This is a genomic window from Streptomyces ortus, from assembly GCF_026341275.1.
GTDB classification, from domain to species: domain Bacteria; phylum Actinomycetota; class Actinomycetes; order Streptomycetales; family Streptomycetaceae; genus Streptomyces; species Streptomyces ortus.
The window spans coordinates 4,890,277-4,905,500 of record NZ_JAIFZO010000002.1 but is presented as its reverse complement, the minus strand read 5'-3'; the positions used below and the strand labels follow the sequence as shown (position 1 = coordinate 4,905,500).

The window sequence follows — 15,224 nt, the reverse complement described above, 5'->3', positions numbered from 1 at the left end:
CAACCGTACTCCCGGGCCCGGACTACTCCTCCTCGGGCAGCTCGCCCACCCGGTTCTCCCACTTCGTGGAGAGCACGATGGTGGTACGGGTCCTGGAGACGCCCTTGGTCCCGGACAGCCGGCGGATGGTCCGCTCCAGGCCGTCCACGTCGGACGCCCGGACCTTGAGCATGTAGGAGTCGTCGCCGGCGATGAACCAGCAGTCCTCGATCTCGCCGAGGTCCTTCATCCGGCGAGCCACGTCCTCGTGGTCGGCGGCGTCGGACAGTGAGATGCCGATGAGGGCGATGACACCGAGTCCGAGCGAGGCCGAGTCGACCGTCGCGCGGTAGCCGGTGATGACACCGGCCGCCTCCAGCCGGTTGATGCGGTCGGTGACGCTGGGCCCCGAGAGTCCGACGAGGCGTCCCAGCTCCGCGTAGGAGGCCCGGCCGTTCTCCCTGAGAGCCTGGATGAGCTGCCTGTCCACCGCGTCCATGCGATCGATAGCCTTCCGCTGAAAGTTCCTGAAGTGATGGGTGCCTACTGCCGCGTTGCGGGTTGCTCTGGTACCGCTGTGCTCAGGTGGTGCGGGAGCCGCCGCCGAGTTCGCCCTCCCAGCGGCGGTAGAGCGTGTGCCCGACGCCCGCCGCGTCCAGCACGCGCCCGGCGACGAAGTCCACCAGGTCCTGGATGTGCGTGGCCCCCGCGTAGAACGCCGGGGAGGCCGGCAGCACGGTCGCGCCCGCGTCGTCGAGGGTCACCAGGTGCCGCAGGGTCTGCCCGTTCAGCGGGGTCTCCCGGACGGCGACGACCAGCCTGCGCCTCTCCTTCAGGACGACGCTCGCGGCGCGCTGCAGCAGGTCCTTGGAGAGGCCGAGCGCCACCCCGGCGACGCACGCCGTGGACGCGGGCACGACGAGCATGCCCTTGGAGGGGTACGAGCCGGAGGAGGGGCCCGCAGCCAGGTCCCCCGCGCTCCAGTGCCGTACGGCGTCGACGTCCACCGCGAACGTGCCGGGCTTGCCGTCGGCCCCCCGGCCGAGCCACTCCCGCAGATCGTCCTGCCAGTGGGCGTCCCGGAAACCGATCCCGGTCTCGTCGAGCAGCGTGAGCCGCGAGGCCCGCGAGACGACGAGGTCGACGCTCTCACCGGCCGCGAGGAGGGCACGCAGCACGGCGGCGGCATACGGCGTTCCGGACGCACCCGAGACCCCCACGATCCAAGGCCGACGCTCTGTTTCTCCTGCGTTCACACCTTGAGCCTACCGGCGCGACGCCACTGACTCAGGACCGGTGGCGCGGGGGCGGGTGCCGAAGCGTGCCGTCGCTCAGACCGTGAGCCCCCGCACCAGCAGGTCCAGCAGCGCGCACACGAACAGCGCGATGCCGATGAAACCGTTGACCTGGAAGAACGCCCGGTTCAGGCGGGACAGGTCCGTCGGGCGGACGATCGTGTGCTCGTACAGGAACGCGACCGCCACGATCAGCAGGCCCAGCCAGAAGAAGACCTCCGCGTCGGTGGCCAGCGCGTACCAGACCAGCAGGCCGGTCGTCACGGCGTGGCAGCCGCGCGCGCCCCAGATCGCGGCCGGGACACCGAAGCGCGCCGGTACCGACTTCACGCCGACCTCGCGGTCCGTGCGCACGTCCTGGCAGGCGTAGATCAGGTCGAAGCCGCCGATCCAGATGCCGACCGCGAGGCCGAGGATCACCGCGTCCCAGGACCACTCGCCGGTGATCGCCAGCCAGCCGCCGATCGGGCCCATCGCCTGGGCGAGAGCCAGGATGGCCTGCGGGAAGTTCGTGAACCGCTTGCCGTACGGGTAGACCACCATCGGGATCACCGCGACGGGGGCCAGCGCCAGGCAGAGCGGGTTGAGCAGGGCCGCCGCGCCGAGGAAGAACACCAGGGCCACCAGCGCACCCGTCCAGGCGTGCTTCACCGACATCGCGCCGGTGACCAGCTCACGCTGGGCCGTACGCGGATTGCGGGCGTCGATCTCCCGGTCGATGATCCGGTTCACGGCCATCGCGAAGGTCCGCAGCCCGACCATCGCCACGGTGACGAGGAGCAGCCGGCCCCACTGGATGCTGCCGTCCGTCAGGAACATCGCCGTCAGCGCCGCGATGTACGCGAACGGCAGCGCGAAGACGGAGTGCTCGATCATGACGAGCCGCAGGAACGCCTTCGTGCGCCCGGGCTGCGGGATCGCCGCTGATGCGCTGCTCACGAGAGTCCGTACTCCTTCCAGCGGCGGTCGACCTTCGCCGCCGTATCCGGGTCCGAGAGGACCATCTCGGGCCAGCCGCCGTCGCGCGTGTAGCCCTCCTCGGGCCACTTCCGCGTGGCGTCGATGCCCGCCTTGCCGCCCCAGAACTGCTGGTACGAGGCGTGGTCGAGGTGGTCGACCGGGCCCTCGACCACGGTGAGGTCGCGGGAGTAGTCGGTGTTGCCCAGCGCGCGCCACGCGACCTCGTGCAGATCGTGGACGTCGCAGTCGGAGTCGACGATCACGATCAGTTTGGTCAGGGACATCATGTGGGCGCCCCAGACGGCGTGCATCACCTTCTGGGCGTGCTTCGGGTACTTCTTGTCGATCGCGACGATCGCGCAGTTGTGGAAGCCGCCCGCCTCGGGGAGGTGGTAGTCCACGATGTCCGGCACGATGATCTTGAGGAGGGGGAGGAAGAACCTCTCCGTCGCGCGGCCCAGCGGACCGTCCTCCGTCGGCGGCCGGCCGACCACGATCGACTGGATCAGCGGGCGCTTGCGCATCGTGACGCAGTCGATGGTCAGCGCCGGGAACGGCTCCTGCGGCGTGTAGAAGCCGGTGTGGTCGCCGAAGGGGCCCTCGGGGAGCATCTCGCCCGGCTCCAGCCAGCCCTCGATGACGACCTCGGCCTGCGCGGGCACCTGGAGCGGCACCGTCTTGCAGTCGACCATCTCGATCCGCTTGCCCTGGAGGAACCCGGCGAAGAGGTACTCGTCGATGTCGCCGGGCAGCGGCGCGGTGGAGGCGTACGTCACGGCCGGCGGGCAGCCGAAGGCGATCGCGACCGGCAGCCGCTCGCCGCGGCGCGCGGCCACCGCGTAGTGGTTGCGGCTGTCCTTGTGGATCTGCCAGTGCATGCCGATGGTGCGCTTGTCGTGGCGCTGCAGCCGGTAGAGACCGAGGTTGCGGATCCCGGACTCGGGGTCCTTGGTGTGGGTGAGCCCGAGGTTGAAGAAGGACCCGCCGTCCTGCGGCCAGGTGAAGAGCGCGGGCAGGGCGTCCAGGTCGACGTCGTCGCCGGTGAGCACGACCTCCTGCACAGGGGCGTTGTCGGACTTCACCTTCTTCGGCGGTACGTGCGTCATGGCGCCGAGCTTCCCGAAGGCCTCGCGCACCCCCATGAAGCCCTGCGGCAGCTCGGGTTTCAGCAGTCCGCCGATCTTCTCGCTGATCTCGGCGTACGACTTCAGGCCGAGCGCCTTGAGCAGGCGGCGGTCCGTTCCGAAGACGTTCATCGCCAGCGGCATCGCCGATCCGCGTACGTTCTCGAAAAGCAGCGCGGGGCCGCCCGCCTTCTGGACGCGGTCGACGATCTCCCCGACCTCCAGGTACGGGTCCACCTCGGCCTTGATGCGCTGGAGGTCGCCCTCGCGCTCCAGCGCCCGGAGCAGGGAGCGAAGATCGTCGTAAGCCATGCGTTCCAGTATCGGCTACTCGATACGCTGGCTCTGTAAGGGGGGCGCCCGACCGGCCCCGACGGCCACGAATGCTTCTGTACGCATCTCCACAGCAGGGGGAACCACCGCATGCTTCGGGTGCTGATGATCCTGGTGCCGCTGGCACTCAGCATCTACGCCTTCATCGACTGCATCACCACCGATGAGAAGGACGTCCGTTACATCCCGAAGCCCCTCTGGGCGATCCTCGTACTGCTGTTCCCGCTGGTCGGCTCCATCTCGTGGCTGATCGTCGGCCGGGTCCGCACCCCGCGCGGCGCCTCGTCGTCCCGCCGGGGCGGCTGGGTCGCGCCCGACGACAACCCGGACTTCCTCAAGTCCCTCAGGGACGAGAAGAAGGACGACACCAAGGACAACAAGGACGACAAGAACGACAAGGGCGACAAGAAGGACGACGGCGGCGGCGAGGGTCCTGAGGACGCCGCTCCGCCGAAGTCCTGACGGTCCGCCGGGGGCGGGCGGCGCACGGCGCGGGATCAGCTCCCGGCGGATCCGGCCAGCCGGCAGAACGCCTGCGTGGTACGCGGAGCGGTTGCTGTCGAAGTTCTTCCACTGTGCCGCCGCCCGCCCGCCGCCGCCATGAAGCGGCCTACCGGTCCCGGGGTGGGGCCGGCCCCACCCCGGGAGTGCGGCTCACACCTGACATACCGTCACTTCGCGGAGGGCGTCGGTGTCGGCATCTGTTTCTCGGACGGCGCCGTGGTGGGTGCCGCACCGGCTGACGGCGAGTCCGACGGCGCGTTGCCGGGGACGGCCGCGGACGGCCCCGTCGACGCGTCGGGGCCCGTGACCGGGGGCTTCCTGCTCTCCTCGGTCGGCTTGCCGGCAGGGGACTCGCTCCGCCCGGTCGACGGCCTCTGCGACGGGGTGGGCGAGGCCGGAGGACCGCTCGTGGACGGCGGAGCGAGGGGGACCATCGGGGACACGGGCCGGTCGGGTGCCGCCAGCCGGACCGGCAGCACGACGAGAGCCGTGACCGCGCACAGCAGACCGGCCCCGGCCGCGGCACGGAGCACCCGGCGGCGGGCGGCGCCGCGCCGGATCGCCTCGAACCGGCCCGGGGGCGGGCCGAGGTAGTCGGAGGCGGGCCGCAGGATGACGGCGAGCGGGTCGTCGGGGTCGAAGTCCGGGCCGTCGTCAGAGTGTGTGATCAACGCTTCTCCTCAGATGGGCGCGGAGCAGTTCGCGGGCCGCGTGGAGATCGGCCTTGACGGTTCCTTCCTTGCGCCCGGTCAGCGCGGACACCTCCCGGATCGGCATGTCGGCGTAGTAGTGCAGCAGGATCGGAACGCGCAGCCGCTCCGGAAGCGACTGTACGAGCAGGCGCACCGACGGGTCGCTCTGTTCGGTCTCCGGGCGGACGGCGGCCTCGGCCGTCGCACGGCGCACCGCCCTGCGTTCGCGCTCCATTTTGCGCCAGTGGTCCCGGACGATGTTGGCGGCGGTCACGTAGAGGAAGCCGCGGGGTTCGGCCACGGAGGTCCAGCGGGCCCAGAGCCGGGTGAACGCCTCCGAGGCGATCTCGTGGGCGGTCTCGTCGTCGTCGACCAGCCGGCGGCACCAGCCGGCCAGGCGCGGGTAGAGGGCGGCGAACAGCGCGGACGCTGCCTCCTCGCGGGACCGTTTCAACGCTCTCCAGGTCGTGACGACATCTGTGGGGCCGCCCGTCGGGGCCGGCCCCCGGGGGGTCTCGGGTGCCTCGTGGGGAAGGATCCCGGACCGGCGGCATACGGTTCCGTCGGTCCGGAATCCAGGACGTGCGGGGCGCCGGGTCAGGGGCTCCCGCTCCCGCCGCTCAGCTCGGCGAAGACGATCACGCTGTCGCGGTAGCCGTCACCGCTGCGGGGGCCGCCGCAGGTGATGAGCCGCAGTTCGGGCCGGCCCACGTCGCCGTACACGTCGTCCGTCGGGAACTTCGCCTGCGGGACCGTCCGTACGGCGCTGACGGTGAACTGCGCCGCCGTGCCGTTCGCCAGCCGCGCCTCGATCCGGTCGCCCCGGCGCAGCCGCTTGAGATCGCGGAAGACACCGTCCCCGTACGAGCCGACCGTGACGTGTCCGAGGATCACCGACGGGCCCTTCTGGCCGGGCGTCGGCGAGTGGCCGTACCAGCCCGCCCGGTCGTCGGCCTCGATCGGAGGCACCTCCACGCTGCCGTCCGGGGCCAGCCCCAGCTTCATCACCGGGGTGTCGACCTCGATGGCCGGGATGCGCAGCCCGACGGGCACCGAACGCGCGAGGGCACGCACGTTCTTCCCGGTGGCGGTGGACCGCGGGGGCGGTGACGAGCTCTCGCCGCCGCGGTCGGGGGCGGCCCCGTCCCGCACGCCGCCCCCTCCCCCGCCGCAGCCCACGAGCAGGGTGGCCATCGCCGCGGTGACGAAGGCGCGCCTGGACGGCGGCAGGGTCACGCCCCGGTCGCCCGTCGGCGGCGTACGACGTAGACCGCCGCACCGCTCAGCGCGAACGCGGCGGCGCCCGTGCCGATCAGGGCGCCGTCGCCACCGGACGACGAACCGGTCGGCACCTCACCGGTGTCGGGCGCGCCGCTCGGTACGACGGAGACCTCGGCGTCCGAGGGCGCCTGGGTCGGCGCGGCGCTCGACCCGGTGGCCGGGGTCTTGCTCTCGGCCGGGGCCGGGGCCGTGGTCGGTTCGGCGCTCGGCTTCTCCGAGGCGGGGACGGGGCTCGGGGACGACGCGTCGGCGAACGCGGGCACCGTGCTCGCCAGCACGGCGGTGCACGCCAGTGCCAGGGCGCTGAGGACAGTTCGGCGCATGGGGGCTCTCTCTCGTCGGTCCGTCCGCACGGTGGTACGGCGGACGGCTGCGTTACGGATGGTGAGCGGAGAGACGAGGCAGCGGCGGACCGGGTTGTAAAGAGAAGGCAAAGTCCTTCGACGGCACGCATCCGGAGTCACCGACACCCCGGCCGATGCCCCGACGAGCGATGCCACCGATGTCGCCGGACACCCGTGCGGCCCAGGTCGATCCCCCTAGGCTTGGCCGGCGATCGGCAGGGCCGGCCGGGGGAGGTGGATGCCGTGTGCGACGACCGGTCGGGCCCGGTCGGACTCCGTCGGCGGTGTCGACAGTTCCGTAAGCCCGCGGACATCGATCGGTCCACTCCGAAGCAACGGCCCCTGACCCGGCCATGGTTGATACACCTCACCTCTACGAGAACCGGACCAGAGGGGTCCCAGGGGGAGATGCGGTGCGCAGAGGGCTGCACGGCCGAGGGGCGTTGTTCGACACGGAGCCGCCCGGCCTCGCTCCACGGCTCGTCGGCCTGCGCCCGTTCCAGCACGGGTCCAGTCCCTGCGAACACCCGACGGAGATCCCCTTCGTGGTGTTCGCCGGGGCCCGCGGGCTCGGCAAGAGCGCGGTGCTGGCGGAGCTGCGGGCCGCGTACGAGGGCCGGACGCCCCTCGCGCTGATCGACTGCGAGGCGGACCTGTTCGCGGGACCTCCCGAGGGGCTGCCGCACGAGGTCTGGTCGCCCGTGGCACAGGCGCTGGTGACGCTCGCCGAGCAGCTCGCGCAGCCGGTGGCCGACGCGGGGCGGATCCCCTTCCCACGACTCGCGGCGGGCCTGCTGGCCGTGGCGGCGGGCGGCTGGCACGACCGGGACGTGCCCCGCGTCCGCCGGGAGGCCGAACGGATCCTGCTGCTGAACGACACGGGATCCCGGACCGGCGGACCCGCGGGGGCACGGGCACCCGCGGGATCCTGGGCCGGCGGACACAGGAGCCGCTGGGTCGGCCGGGTCTCGGCCCGCCTCACCGACCCGCTCTCCGGCCCACTCCCCGGTACGGGCCCGGTGGTCGAGCCGGTCGTCGAGGCCGCCCTGGAGGCGTTCTCCGAGGGGGTCTCGCCCACCCACCGCCGGCTGCGCAAGGCCGCCGCCTGGTACCGCGACCACCCGAACGCCGAGGGCAGCCCCAAGCGCGGACTCCTGCTGCTCTCCGGCCACTTCAGGACGGGCGGCGATGCCCGCACCCACGCCGAGGGCCATCTCGTACGGGCCCTGCTGGCCGATCTCGACGACGCGTACGGCGGGTCGCTGCCGCGCGGGCACCGGGCCGGGCGTCCGGTGGTCCTCATCGACAACGCGCAGACCGCGCCCGGCATCGGGCTGATCGCGGCGGTGCTGCGGGACCGGGCCGACGGCATCGCCGACCGGGTGGCCTTCTTCGCCGGTCTGCGCGGCCACGGTCATCCGGCCCTGCGCAACGCGACCCGCAGCCCCCTGTCCCAGCTGGCCCGCACGAGCGGCTGGCAGCCCGGTGGCACGGCCTCGTCCCGGGCGCTGCTCGTCCCGCTGTCACCGCTGTCCCGCGACGACACCCCGCGCGTCGTCGAGGCGGCCTGCCGGGGTCTGGCCGTACCGTCCCGGCTGCCGGGCGCCGCCCACCGGCTGACCCGCGGCAGTCCGCTCGGTACGACGCTGTTCGCCGAGTCCGCCCGGCAGAACCTGCCCCGGGGCGCCGGCACACCCGGCGAACTCCTCACCGCGGACCTCGTACCGCACGAGGCACAGGAGACGTGCGGGGCGCACGAGACACACGAGGCGTGCGGGACGCGTGGTGGGCGGCCCGCCTACCGTGAGCTTCTCGACCGGCTGGTGCCGGCCGGCCGCCGGGACGAGCTGGCGCTGCTGGCCGTGGCCCACGACCGCGAGTCGGCGTTCGCGCTGGCCGCGGCCCGGCTCCCCGGCGACTTCGGCGCGGTGGGGGTCCTGGCCCTGGAGGCACGGCTCGCCGAGGAGGGCCTGCCCACGGTCCCCGGCCAGTTCGTCGGCGACCCGTTCCTGCGGGCGCTGCTGCTCCTCGGTCTGCACCGCAGGGAACCGGACCACGGCACCTGGAAGGCCGCCCACCGCACGCTCGTCGCCCACTACACGGACCTCCCGGCCGCGCCGGACCGCCCGAGGGAAGACGCCGGGGAAGGCGCCGGTCCGGGGGCGGCGGAGCAGCGGACGCTCTACCGGCTCCAGCACGAACTCGCCCTCGGCGCCGCCGAACCGGCCGTCACGTATCTCCGCGACACCTTCGCCCGCCACTGCATGAAGGCGTGGCTGCGGGCACTGGTCTTCCTCGCGTCGGCGCCGTACCACCCCGCGCCCACCCCGGACGGCTACGGCTGCGCCGCGTACGACGCCCGCGCCCGGGTCGCGCTCGGCCGCGTCGGCGCCGGCCCGCCACCGCCGGAGGGCGCGGACACCGCGCTGCATCTGCGGATACGCCGGCTCCTGTACGGGGTCTGGCAGGTCACCGACCCGCTGGCGCTGCCCGATCCGGTCGTCGCCGAGCGGCTGCGGTCCGAGCTGGGGCAGCTGTCGAGGCTGCGGACCACGGACGTGGAGCCGCTGCTGCGGGCGTCCGTGCACTGGCCCGAGGACGCCCTGTCCGGCCGCCCCCTCCGCCTCGGCCGGACCGCGGGACGGGCCCCGGACCTGTTCTAGACCTGCCCTGGACCTGCCCCAGACCTGACCTACACCCCGGCGTAGGAGTGCTTGCCGGTGACGAAGATGTTCACGCCGTAGTAGTTGAACAGCCAGCAGGCGAAGGCGGCGAGCGCGATGTACGCGGCCTTGCGGCCCTTCCAGCCGGCCGTGGCACGGGCGTGCAGATAGCAGGCGTAGGCGACCCAGGTGATGAACGACCAGGTCTCCTTGGGGTCCCAGCCCCAGTAGCGGCCCCACGCGTCGCCCGCCCAGATGGCACCGGCGATGATCGTGAACGTCCACAGCGGGAAGACGGCGGCGTTCACCCGGTACGAGAACTTGTCGAGCGACGCCGAGGCGGGCAGCCGCTCCAGCACGGAGGTGGCGAACCGGCCGGGCTTGCCGCCGGTCGCGAGCTTGTTCTCGTAGCTGTCCTTGAAGAGGTACAGGATCGTGCCGACCGCGCCCACGTAGAAGACCGCGCCGCAGAAGATCGCCGTGGAGACGTGGATGTACAGCCAGTACGAGTGGAGCGCCGGCACCAGCTGGTCGCTCGCCGTGTAGAGGACGGTGACGGCGAGGCCGAGGTCCAGCAGGACCGTGGTGGTCAGGAAGAGGCCCATCCAGCGGACGTTCTTCTTCATCGCCAGCAGCGCGAGATACACACCGACGGCGACGGTGGAGAAGGTGATGTTGAACTCGTACATGTTGCCCCACGGCGCCCGCTGCACCGACAGGGCGCGGGCGAGTACGCCGCCGAACGCGATGAGGAAGGCGAGCACGGTGAGGGAGATGGCGATCCGGCCGTACAGGTCGCCCTGCTCGTCACCGCCGTGCGCGCCGGGCCCGTCCGGCACGTCCCGCGCGCCCGCCGCGGCCCGTGTGACGACCTTGGGCCGCTCCAGCACGGCGGTGCCGCCCGCGTTCTGCACGGTGACCGCCGGTGCGGCCGGCTTCGTGCCGGTCCGCTCGGCGGTCAGCGCGGCGGCCGTACGGCCGACCTTGCTGCGGCTGCCGAGGAGCCATTCGGCGATGTACGCGAAGAAGGCCAGTGTGTAGACGGCCATCGCGGAGTAGATCAGCGTGTTGCTGACGTTCGCGAGGTGCTCGTTGGTCGCGGCGGCCAGGTCGGTCGCGGCGGAGAGGTCGGTTGCGGCGGCGAGAGTCACTTCGTCTCAGCCCCTTCGGCAGGTACGGCGGGAGGTTCGGGGGTGGGGTGCTCGTTCTCGGGCTGATCCGGTGTGTCCTTCTCCGGTCGGTCCGGGGTGTCGGGTGCGCCGGGCGCCAGGTCGTACAGATGGCCCGCGAGGACGCCCAGCTCCTCGGGGACCTTGGCGGACTCGCTGCGGCCGAGGCCCGCCATCTCGACGACCGTGACCCCGTCGGGGCCGGTCACGGCCCGCACCCACACCCGGCGGCGCTGGATGAAGAGGGAGGCGGCGAGGCCGAAGATCGCGCCGAAGGCACCGGCGAGGGCCCAGCCCGCGCCGGGCTGCCGGGTGACCTGGAAGTTCGCCCACTCCTTGACCCCCTTCTCGAAGGTGATCGAGCCGGCGCCGTTCGGCAGCTGCATGGTCTCGCCCGGCTTCAGGTTCTCCCGCAGCTGCTTGCCCTTGGAGTCCTTGAACTCCTTCATGTTCTTCTTTTCGAGCTGGTACACGCTCTGCGGCAGGCCCGCGTCGACGCCGAGGTCGCCGTGGTACGCCGCGAGGTTGAGCACGGGGTTCAGCAGCGCCGGGAACTGCGAGACCACCGCGGTGCCCTCGCCGCCGTACGCGGGGAGGAAGAACGCCTGGAAGCCGAGCTGTTCCCGCTTGCCGTCGGCGTCCTTGTAGCCGTCCATGACCTTGATCGCGCCGGTCGAGGTGACGTTCGAGTCGAGCGGCAGCAGCGGCACGGCCTGCCGGTAGACGATGTCGCCCTTGCCGTCCCGGACGGTGACGACGGGCGCGTAGCCGTGGGCGGTGAGGTAGACCTTCGAGTCGTCGATGTCGAGCGGCTCGTTGACCTTGACGGTCTTCTTCTGTTCCTTGCCGTCCGCGCCCACGCTGTAGTCGACCTTCGCCTGGTACGTACGCGGCGTGCCCTTGTTGGGACCCGTCTGCTCGTACGTGCCCTCGAAGTCCTCCAGGACGAAGCTGAACGGCTCCAGGTCGTCCGTGTCGAAGAGGCTGCCGGACTTGAAGTCGTCGTACTGCGTGAGGGTGTTGGCGAACCCGTCGCCCTCGACGATCAGTTTGTTGCCCTCGGACTTGAAGAGCTGGCCCCAGGCGAAGGCGACCAGCATCACGATCAGCGCGATGTGGAAGGCGAGGTTGCCGACCTCGCGGAGGTAGCCCTTCTCGGCGGCGACCGCGTCCCCGTCGAGGTGCGCGCGGAAGCGCCGCTTCTTCAGCAGCTTCAGCGCCTCCTCCCGGACCTCCTCGGGCGCGGCCCCGGTCCGCCACGTCGTGTACGCGGGCAGCCGGGTCAGCAGGCGCGGGGCGCGCGGCGGCCGGCCGCGCAGCTGGCCGACGAACTGCCAGGTGCGGGGCACGATGCAGCCGATGAGGGAGACGAAGAGCAGGATGTAGATCGCGGAGAACCAGGCGGAGCTGTAGACGTGGAACAGCCCGAGCTTCTCGTAGAGGGGCCCGATCGTGGTGTGCCGGGCCAGGAAGTCGGCGACCTTCGTCTCGTCGGTCCCGGACTGCGGGATCAGCGAGCCGGGGATCGCGCCGAGGGACAGCAGGAAGAGCAGGAGCAGCGCGACCCGCATCGAGGTCAGCTGCCGCCAGATCCAACGGGCCCAGCCGATGACCTCGCGGCCGGTCCACGCGAGCCAGCCCGTGGCGCCCGGCGTGCGCGTACCGCCGAAGGAGCCGGGCACGACCGTGTCCCGGGGCGCGGTGGACAACTGGGCCCCGGCGGCACCGAGATCGCCGGCGTCCCGCGTCGCGGCGTCCCCCGTACCGTTCCTGTCGGCCCGGTCGCCGTTCTCGCCCTCGGTCCGCACGTCGGTGTCCCGTGTCGTGCCCATGAATTCAGATCCCTACCGTGAAGCCGTCGGACCAGCCCTGCATCTCCTGCACGATGCCGTCCCACGCGCCGGTCAGCAGGAGCAGACCGGTCGCGATCATCATTCCGCCGCCGATGCGCATGACCCACACATAGTGGCGCTTGACCCAGCCGAAGGCGCCGAGCGCCTTGCGGAAGGCGACGGCGGCGACGACGAAGGGCACGCCGAGCCCGACGCAGTACGCGACCGTCAGTACGGCCCCGCGACCGGCGCTCGCCTGGTCGGAGGAGAGCGCCAGCACGGAGGCGAGCGTCGGTCCGATGCACGGCGTCCAGCCGATCCCGAAGAGCGCGCCCAGCAGCGGGGCCCCGACCAGGCCGGCGACCGGCCGCTTGTGGAAGCGGAACTCGCGCTGGGTCAGCCAGGGCATCATCCCCAGGAAGAACACCCCCATGAGGATCATGAGGACGCCGAGCACCTGGGACATCGTGTCCTTGTGCTCCTGGAGGGTCGAGCCGAAGTAGCCGAAGAGGGCGCCGCCGGAGACGAAGACGGCGGTGAAGCCGAGCACGAACAGCGAGGCCCCGGCGACCATCCGGCCGCGTCGCGCCTCGGCGAGGTCGGTGCCGCTGACGCCGGTGACGTACGACAGATAGCCCGGCACGAGCGGCAGTACGCACGGGGAGAAGAAGGAGACGAGCCCGCCGAGCAGGGCGATCGGGATGGCGAGCACCAGCGCCCCGTCGAGGACGGTCCGGTTGAGGTCGGTGCCGGCGGCCACGAGAAGAGACACGAGCGGTCACTTCTCCGCGAGGATCGGCTTGAGCATCTTGCGCAGATTGTCCTCGCTGAGCGCGGACAGCGACCGGGAGGCGACCTTCCCGTCCCGGTCGAGGACGAGCGTGGAGGGGATCGTCTGCGGGTTGAGCGTGCCCTTCTCGAACCGGAGCATCAGCTTGCCCGTCGGGTCGTACAGGCTCGGGTACTCGACGCCGTGCGCCTTCTCGAAGGCGCGGGCCGGGGTGGTGCTGGTGTCCCGGGTATTGATGCCGACGAACTGCACGCCCTGGTCCTTGAGGTCCTCGGAGACCTTGACGAAGTTCTTGGCCTCCAGGCGGCAGGGGCCGCACCAGGAGCCCCAGACGTTCAGTACGACGATCTTGCCCTGGTAGTCGGCGACGTCGAGCTGCTTGCCGTCGATGGTCTTGCCCGACAGCTCGGGCGCCTGTGCGCGGCTGCCCTTGTCGACCGTGGCGATGCCGTCGGAGCCGGTGACGAAACCGGTGTCACCCGACCCGCCGGACTTGCCCCCGGATCCGCACGCGGACAGGAGCAGCGCCGCGGCGACGGCCGCTCCGGTCAGTACGGCGGCACGGCTACGGGTCCGGTCGGTGCGCTGGACGGCACGGCTGGCGGCACTCATGTGAAAAGTTTCGCATGTCCGTTCCGGGGATCTTGCGCACCCCCCTCGCGGGGTTCAGGCGGCCTTGTCCTGGCCGAGGAACGCCTTCCAGCCGCCGGTCGGTTCCTCCCCGACGCCCAGGGTCCGCAGCTTCTCCAGGACGGCCTTGTCCTGCGCGTCGAGCCAGTCCACGAACTGGCGGAACGACACCAGGCGTACGTCCTTCTTGCCCGCGATGTGCTTCAGCGCGTTCTCGACGGCGTCCATGTAGATGCCGCCGTTCCATTCCTCGAAGTGGTTGCCGATGAAGAAGGGCGCGCGGTTGGTCTCGTAGGTACGCGTGAAGCCCGCTATGTACGAGTCGGTCGCCTGCTTGCGCCAGGCCGGGTAGTTGGCGGGCGGGGCCTGGGTGGAGTTGACCGACTGGTTCGCGAGGATGTTGTAGTCCATGGAGAGGACCTCGAAGGTGTGCCCGGGGAAGGGCATCGCCTGGAGCGGCAGGTCCCAGACGCCCTCCTTCTTGTCCGGCCAGACCTGGGTGCCGCCGGGCGAGGAGGCGTCGTAGCGCCAGCCGAGCTCGCGGGCGGTGGGCAGCAGGTTGTCCTGGCCCTTCAGACAGGGGGTGCGTCCGCCGACGAGTTCCTTCTCGTAGTCGAAGGGCAGCGAGGGCACCTCCTGCTCGCTCCAGCCGGTGTTCGTGCGCCACTCCTTGACGAACGCCTTCGCCTGGTCGATCTCGCTGCGCCACTGGGCGGGCGTCCAGTTCTCGACGGTGCCGGTGCCACCGCAGAAGTGGCCGTTGAAGTGGGTGCCGATCTCGTGGCCGTCGAGCCAGGCCCGCCGGAGGTTCTTCAGCGTGGACTTGATGTGGCCGTCCGTCAGATAACCGATGTCGGACGCGCCCGGCGGGTTGTTCGGCGGGCGGTACGTGCGCTTTTTCGACTCGGGCAGGAGATAGAGCCCGGAGAGAAAGAACGTCATTCGCGCGTCGTGCTCTTCGGAGAGCTTCAGAAAACGCTCGAAGAGGCCGTTGCCGACGTCTCCCGCGCCGTCCCAGGAAAAGACGACGAACTGTGGCGGGGTTTCACCGGGTTGCAGAGGCACGGGCTTCTCGGGCTGCTTGGGCTGCTTGCCGGTGAAGGAGGTGGAGCCGTCACCGAGGGGACGGGCGGGACGGCCGCCACCCTTGTCACCAGGCTTTGCGGAATCGCTGACGTGGGGGGAGCCGCCTCCGACAGCGGTGCCGCAGCCGGCGATCCCCATGGCCGCCGCGGCGGTGGCCCCGGCTCCGATCCCCAGCATTCCCCTTCGGCTGATGTCGCGCATTTCCGTCCCCATTCGTCGTGCTCGGCGCCCAAGCAATCTGGACACAGAGTTAGAGGGGACGACGAAGAGGGGGGTTCCCGCGCAGGCCCGGATATTTCGCCACCCACGAAATGGCGAACCTGTGACGAACGCGGCGGAACCGCTCCGGGGGCCGAGGTCTGACGGGCTCGCGGCACGAGGGGGCGGGGTACGGGTTTGGACAGCCGACCCGGCGAGAGGGGACGCTTTTGCGCCGTTCCCCGCGCCCCTGAGTGGCCAGGGGCGCGGGGAACTGCGCACCCCACACCCACTCACCCGCACGACACGAGCAAGGAACCGTCCCACTGACCCCAGGGGCGCGG

Annotated in this window: 15 protein-coding genes; 2 read left to right on the top strand and 13 right to left on the bottom strand. The window is 71.4% G+C overall.

Features of this window, described 5'->3' with window-relative positions:
* Positions 1–22: 22 nt before the first annotated feature.
* The 4 genes from K3769_RS25035 to K3769_RS25020 all read right to left on the bottom strand — a co-directional run bounded on the left by K3769_RS25035 (position 23) and on the right by K3769_RS25020 (position 3,670).
* Positions 23–478 carry an Lrp/AsnC family transcriptional regulator gene (locus K3769_RS25035; RefSeq protein ID WP_107020870.1) on the bottom strand — a complete coding sequence of 152 codons (456 nt, stop codon included), beginning with the start codon at positions 476–478 and terminating at the stop codon, positions 23–25.
* Positions 479–560: 82 nt separating this feature from the next.
* Positions 561–1,235, bottom strand: a complete 675-nt coding sequence (locus tag K3769_RS25030) for a UbiX family flavin prenyltransferase (RefSeq protein ID WP_267028574.1) — start codon at positions 1,233–1,235, stop codon at positions 561–563.
* A gap of 75 nt (positions 1,236–1,310) precedes the next feature.
* Positions 1,311–2,213, bottom strand: a complete 903-nt coding sequence (mqnP, locus tag K3769_RS25025; protein WP_267028573.1) for a menaquinone biosynthesis prenyltransferase MqnP — start codon at positions 2,211–2,213, stop codon at positions 1,311–1,313.
* Positions 2,210–3,670: a menaquinone biosynthesis decarboxylase gene (locus K3769_RS25020; protein WP_107020863.1), complete on the bottom strand. Its 1,461-nt coding sequence runs from the start codon at positions 3,668–3,670 to the stop codon at positions 2,210–2,212. The genes mqnP and K3769_RS25020 overlap by 4 nt, the downstream gene beginning before the upstream one ends.
* Positions 3,671–3,781: 111 nt before the next feature.
* Between K3769_RS25020 and K3769_RS25015 the strand changes: the two genes are divergently transcribed.
* On the top strand, positions 3,782–4,153 hold the full coding sequence (locus K3769_RS25015) for a PLD nuclease N-terminal domain-containing protein (protein ID WP_267028572.1): 372 nt from the start codon (positions 3,782–3,784) through the stop codon (positions 4,151–4,153).
* A gap of 209 nt (positions 4,154–4,362) precedes the next feature.
* Here K3769_RS25015 and K3769_RS25010 read toward each other — a convergent pair whose 3' ends face one another.
* From K3769_RS25010 to K3769_RS24995, 4 genes are all read right to left on the bottom strand, one after another.
* Positions 4,363–4,866 carry a hypothetical protein gene (locus K3769_RS25010; RefSeq protein WP_267028571.1) on the bottom strand — a complete coding sequence of 168 codons (504 nt, stop codon included), beginning with the start codon at positions 4,864–4,866 and terminating at the stop codon, positions 4,363–4,365.
* Positions 4,850–5,341, bottom strand: a complete 492-nt coding sequence (locus tag K3769_RS25005; protein ID WP_267028570.1) for an RNA polymerase sigma factor — start codon at positions 5,339–5,341, stop codon at positions 4,850–4,852. Before K3769_RS25005 ends, K3769_RS25010 begins: the two co-directional genes overlap by 17 nt.
* A 143-nt stretch (positions 5,342–5,484) precedes the next feature.
* Entirely contained in the window at positions 5,485–6,081 is a 597-nt protein-coding gene (locus tag K3769_RS25000) for a class F sortase (protein WP_267031532.1), read from the bottom strand.
* Positions 6,082–6,119: 38 nt separating this feature from the next.
* Complete coding sequence (locus K3769_RS24995; protein WP_267028569.1) at positions 6,120–6,491, bottom strand: superantigen-like protein SSL4; 372 nt, start codon at positions 6,489–6,491, stop codon at positions 6,120–6,122.
* Between the two features lie 434 nt (positions 6,492–6,925).
* Between K3769_RS24995 and K3769_RS24990 the strand changes: the two genes are divergently transcribed.
* Positions 6,926–9,175, top strand: a complete 2,250-nt coding sequence (locus tag K3769_RS24990) for a hypothetical protein (protein WP_267028568.1) — start codon at positions 6,926–6,928, stop codon at positions 9,173–9,175.
* A gap of 29 nt (positions 9,176–9,204) precedes the next feature.
* Here the strand turns inward: K3769_RS24990 and ccsB are convergent, their stop codons facing one another.
* The 5 genes from ccsB to K3769_RS24965 are packed head-to-tail and all read right to left on the bottom strand — an operon-like array spanning position 9,205 to position 14,883.
* Positions 9,205–10,326, bottom strand: a complete 1,122-nt coding sequence (ccsB, locus tag K3769_RS24985) for a c-type cytochrome biogenesis protein CcsB (protein ID WP_267028567.1) — start codon at positions 10,324–10,326, stop codon at positions 9,205–9,207.
* A complete protein-coding gene (gene resB / locus K3769_RS24980; protein WP_267028566.1) occupies positions 10,323–12,176 on the bottom strand; it encodes a cytochrome c biogenesis protein ResB in 1,854 nt (617 codons plus the stop codon). Before resB ends, ccsB begins: the two co-directional genes overlap by 4 nt.
* A 4-nt stretch (positions 12,177–12,180) precedes the next feature.
* Positions 12,181–12,948 carry a cytochrome c biogenesis CcdA family protein gene (locus K3769_RS24975; RefSeq protein ID WP_267028565.1) on the bottom strand — a complete coding sequence of 256 codons (768 nt, stop codon included), beginning with the start codon at positions 12,946–12,948 and terminating at the stop codon, positions 12,181–12,183.
* A gap of 6 nt (positions 12,949–12,954) precedes the next feature.
* On the bottom strand, positions 12,955–13,578 hold the full coding sequence (locus K3769_RS24970) for a TlpA family protein disulfide reductase (protein ID WP_267028564.1): 624 nt from the start codon (positions 13,576–13,578) through the stop codon (positions 12,955–12,957).
* Positions 13,579–13,632: 54 nt separating this feature from the next.
* Positions 13,633–14,883, bottom strand: coding sequence for a polysaccharide deacetylase family protein (locus K3769_RS24965; protein ID WP_267028563.1), 1,251 nt, complete (start codon positions 14,881–14,883; stop codon positions 13,633–13,635).
* Positions 14,884–15,224: the final 341 nt, after the last annotated feature.

Coding starts and splice junctions, on each gene's coding strand:
- K3769_RS25035 (WP_107020870.1), bottom strand. CDS start 478: ATGGACGCGGTGGACAGGCAGCTCATCCAGGCTCTCAGGGAGAACGGC.
- K3769_RS25020 (WP_107020863.1), bottom strand. CDS start 3,670: ATGGCTTACGACGATCTTCGCTCCCTGCTCCGGGCGCTGGAGCGCGAG.
- K3769_RS25015 (WP_267028572.1), top strand. CDS start 3,782: ATGCTTCGGGTGCTGATGATCCTGGTGCCGCTGGCACTCAGCATCTAC.
- K3769_RS25000 (WP_267031532.1), bottom strand. CDS start 6,081: ATGGCCACCCTGCTCGTGGGCTGCGGCGGGGGAGGGGGCGGCGTGCGG.
- K3769_RS24995 (WP_267028569.1), bottom strand. CDS start 6,491: ATGCGCCGAACTGTCCTCAGCGCCCTGGCACTGGCGTGCACCGCCGTG.
- resB (WP_267028566.1), bottom strand. CDS start 12,176: ATGGGCACGACACGGGACACCGACGTGCGGACCGAGGGCGAGAACGGC.
- K3769_RS24970 (WP_267028564.1), bottom strand. CDS start 13,578: ATGAGTGCCGCCAGCCGTGCCGTCCAGCGCACCGACCGGACCCGTAGC.
- K3769_RS24965 (WP_267028563.1), bottom strand. CDS start 14,883: ATGCGCGACATCAGCCGAAGGGGAATGCTGGGGATCGGAGCCGGGGCC.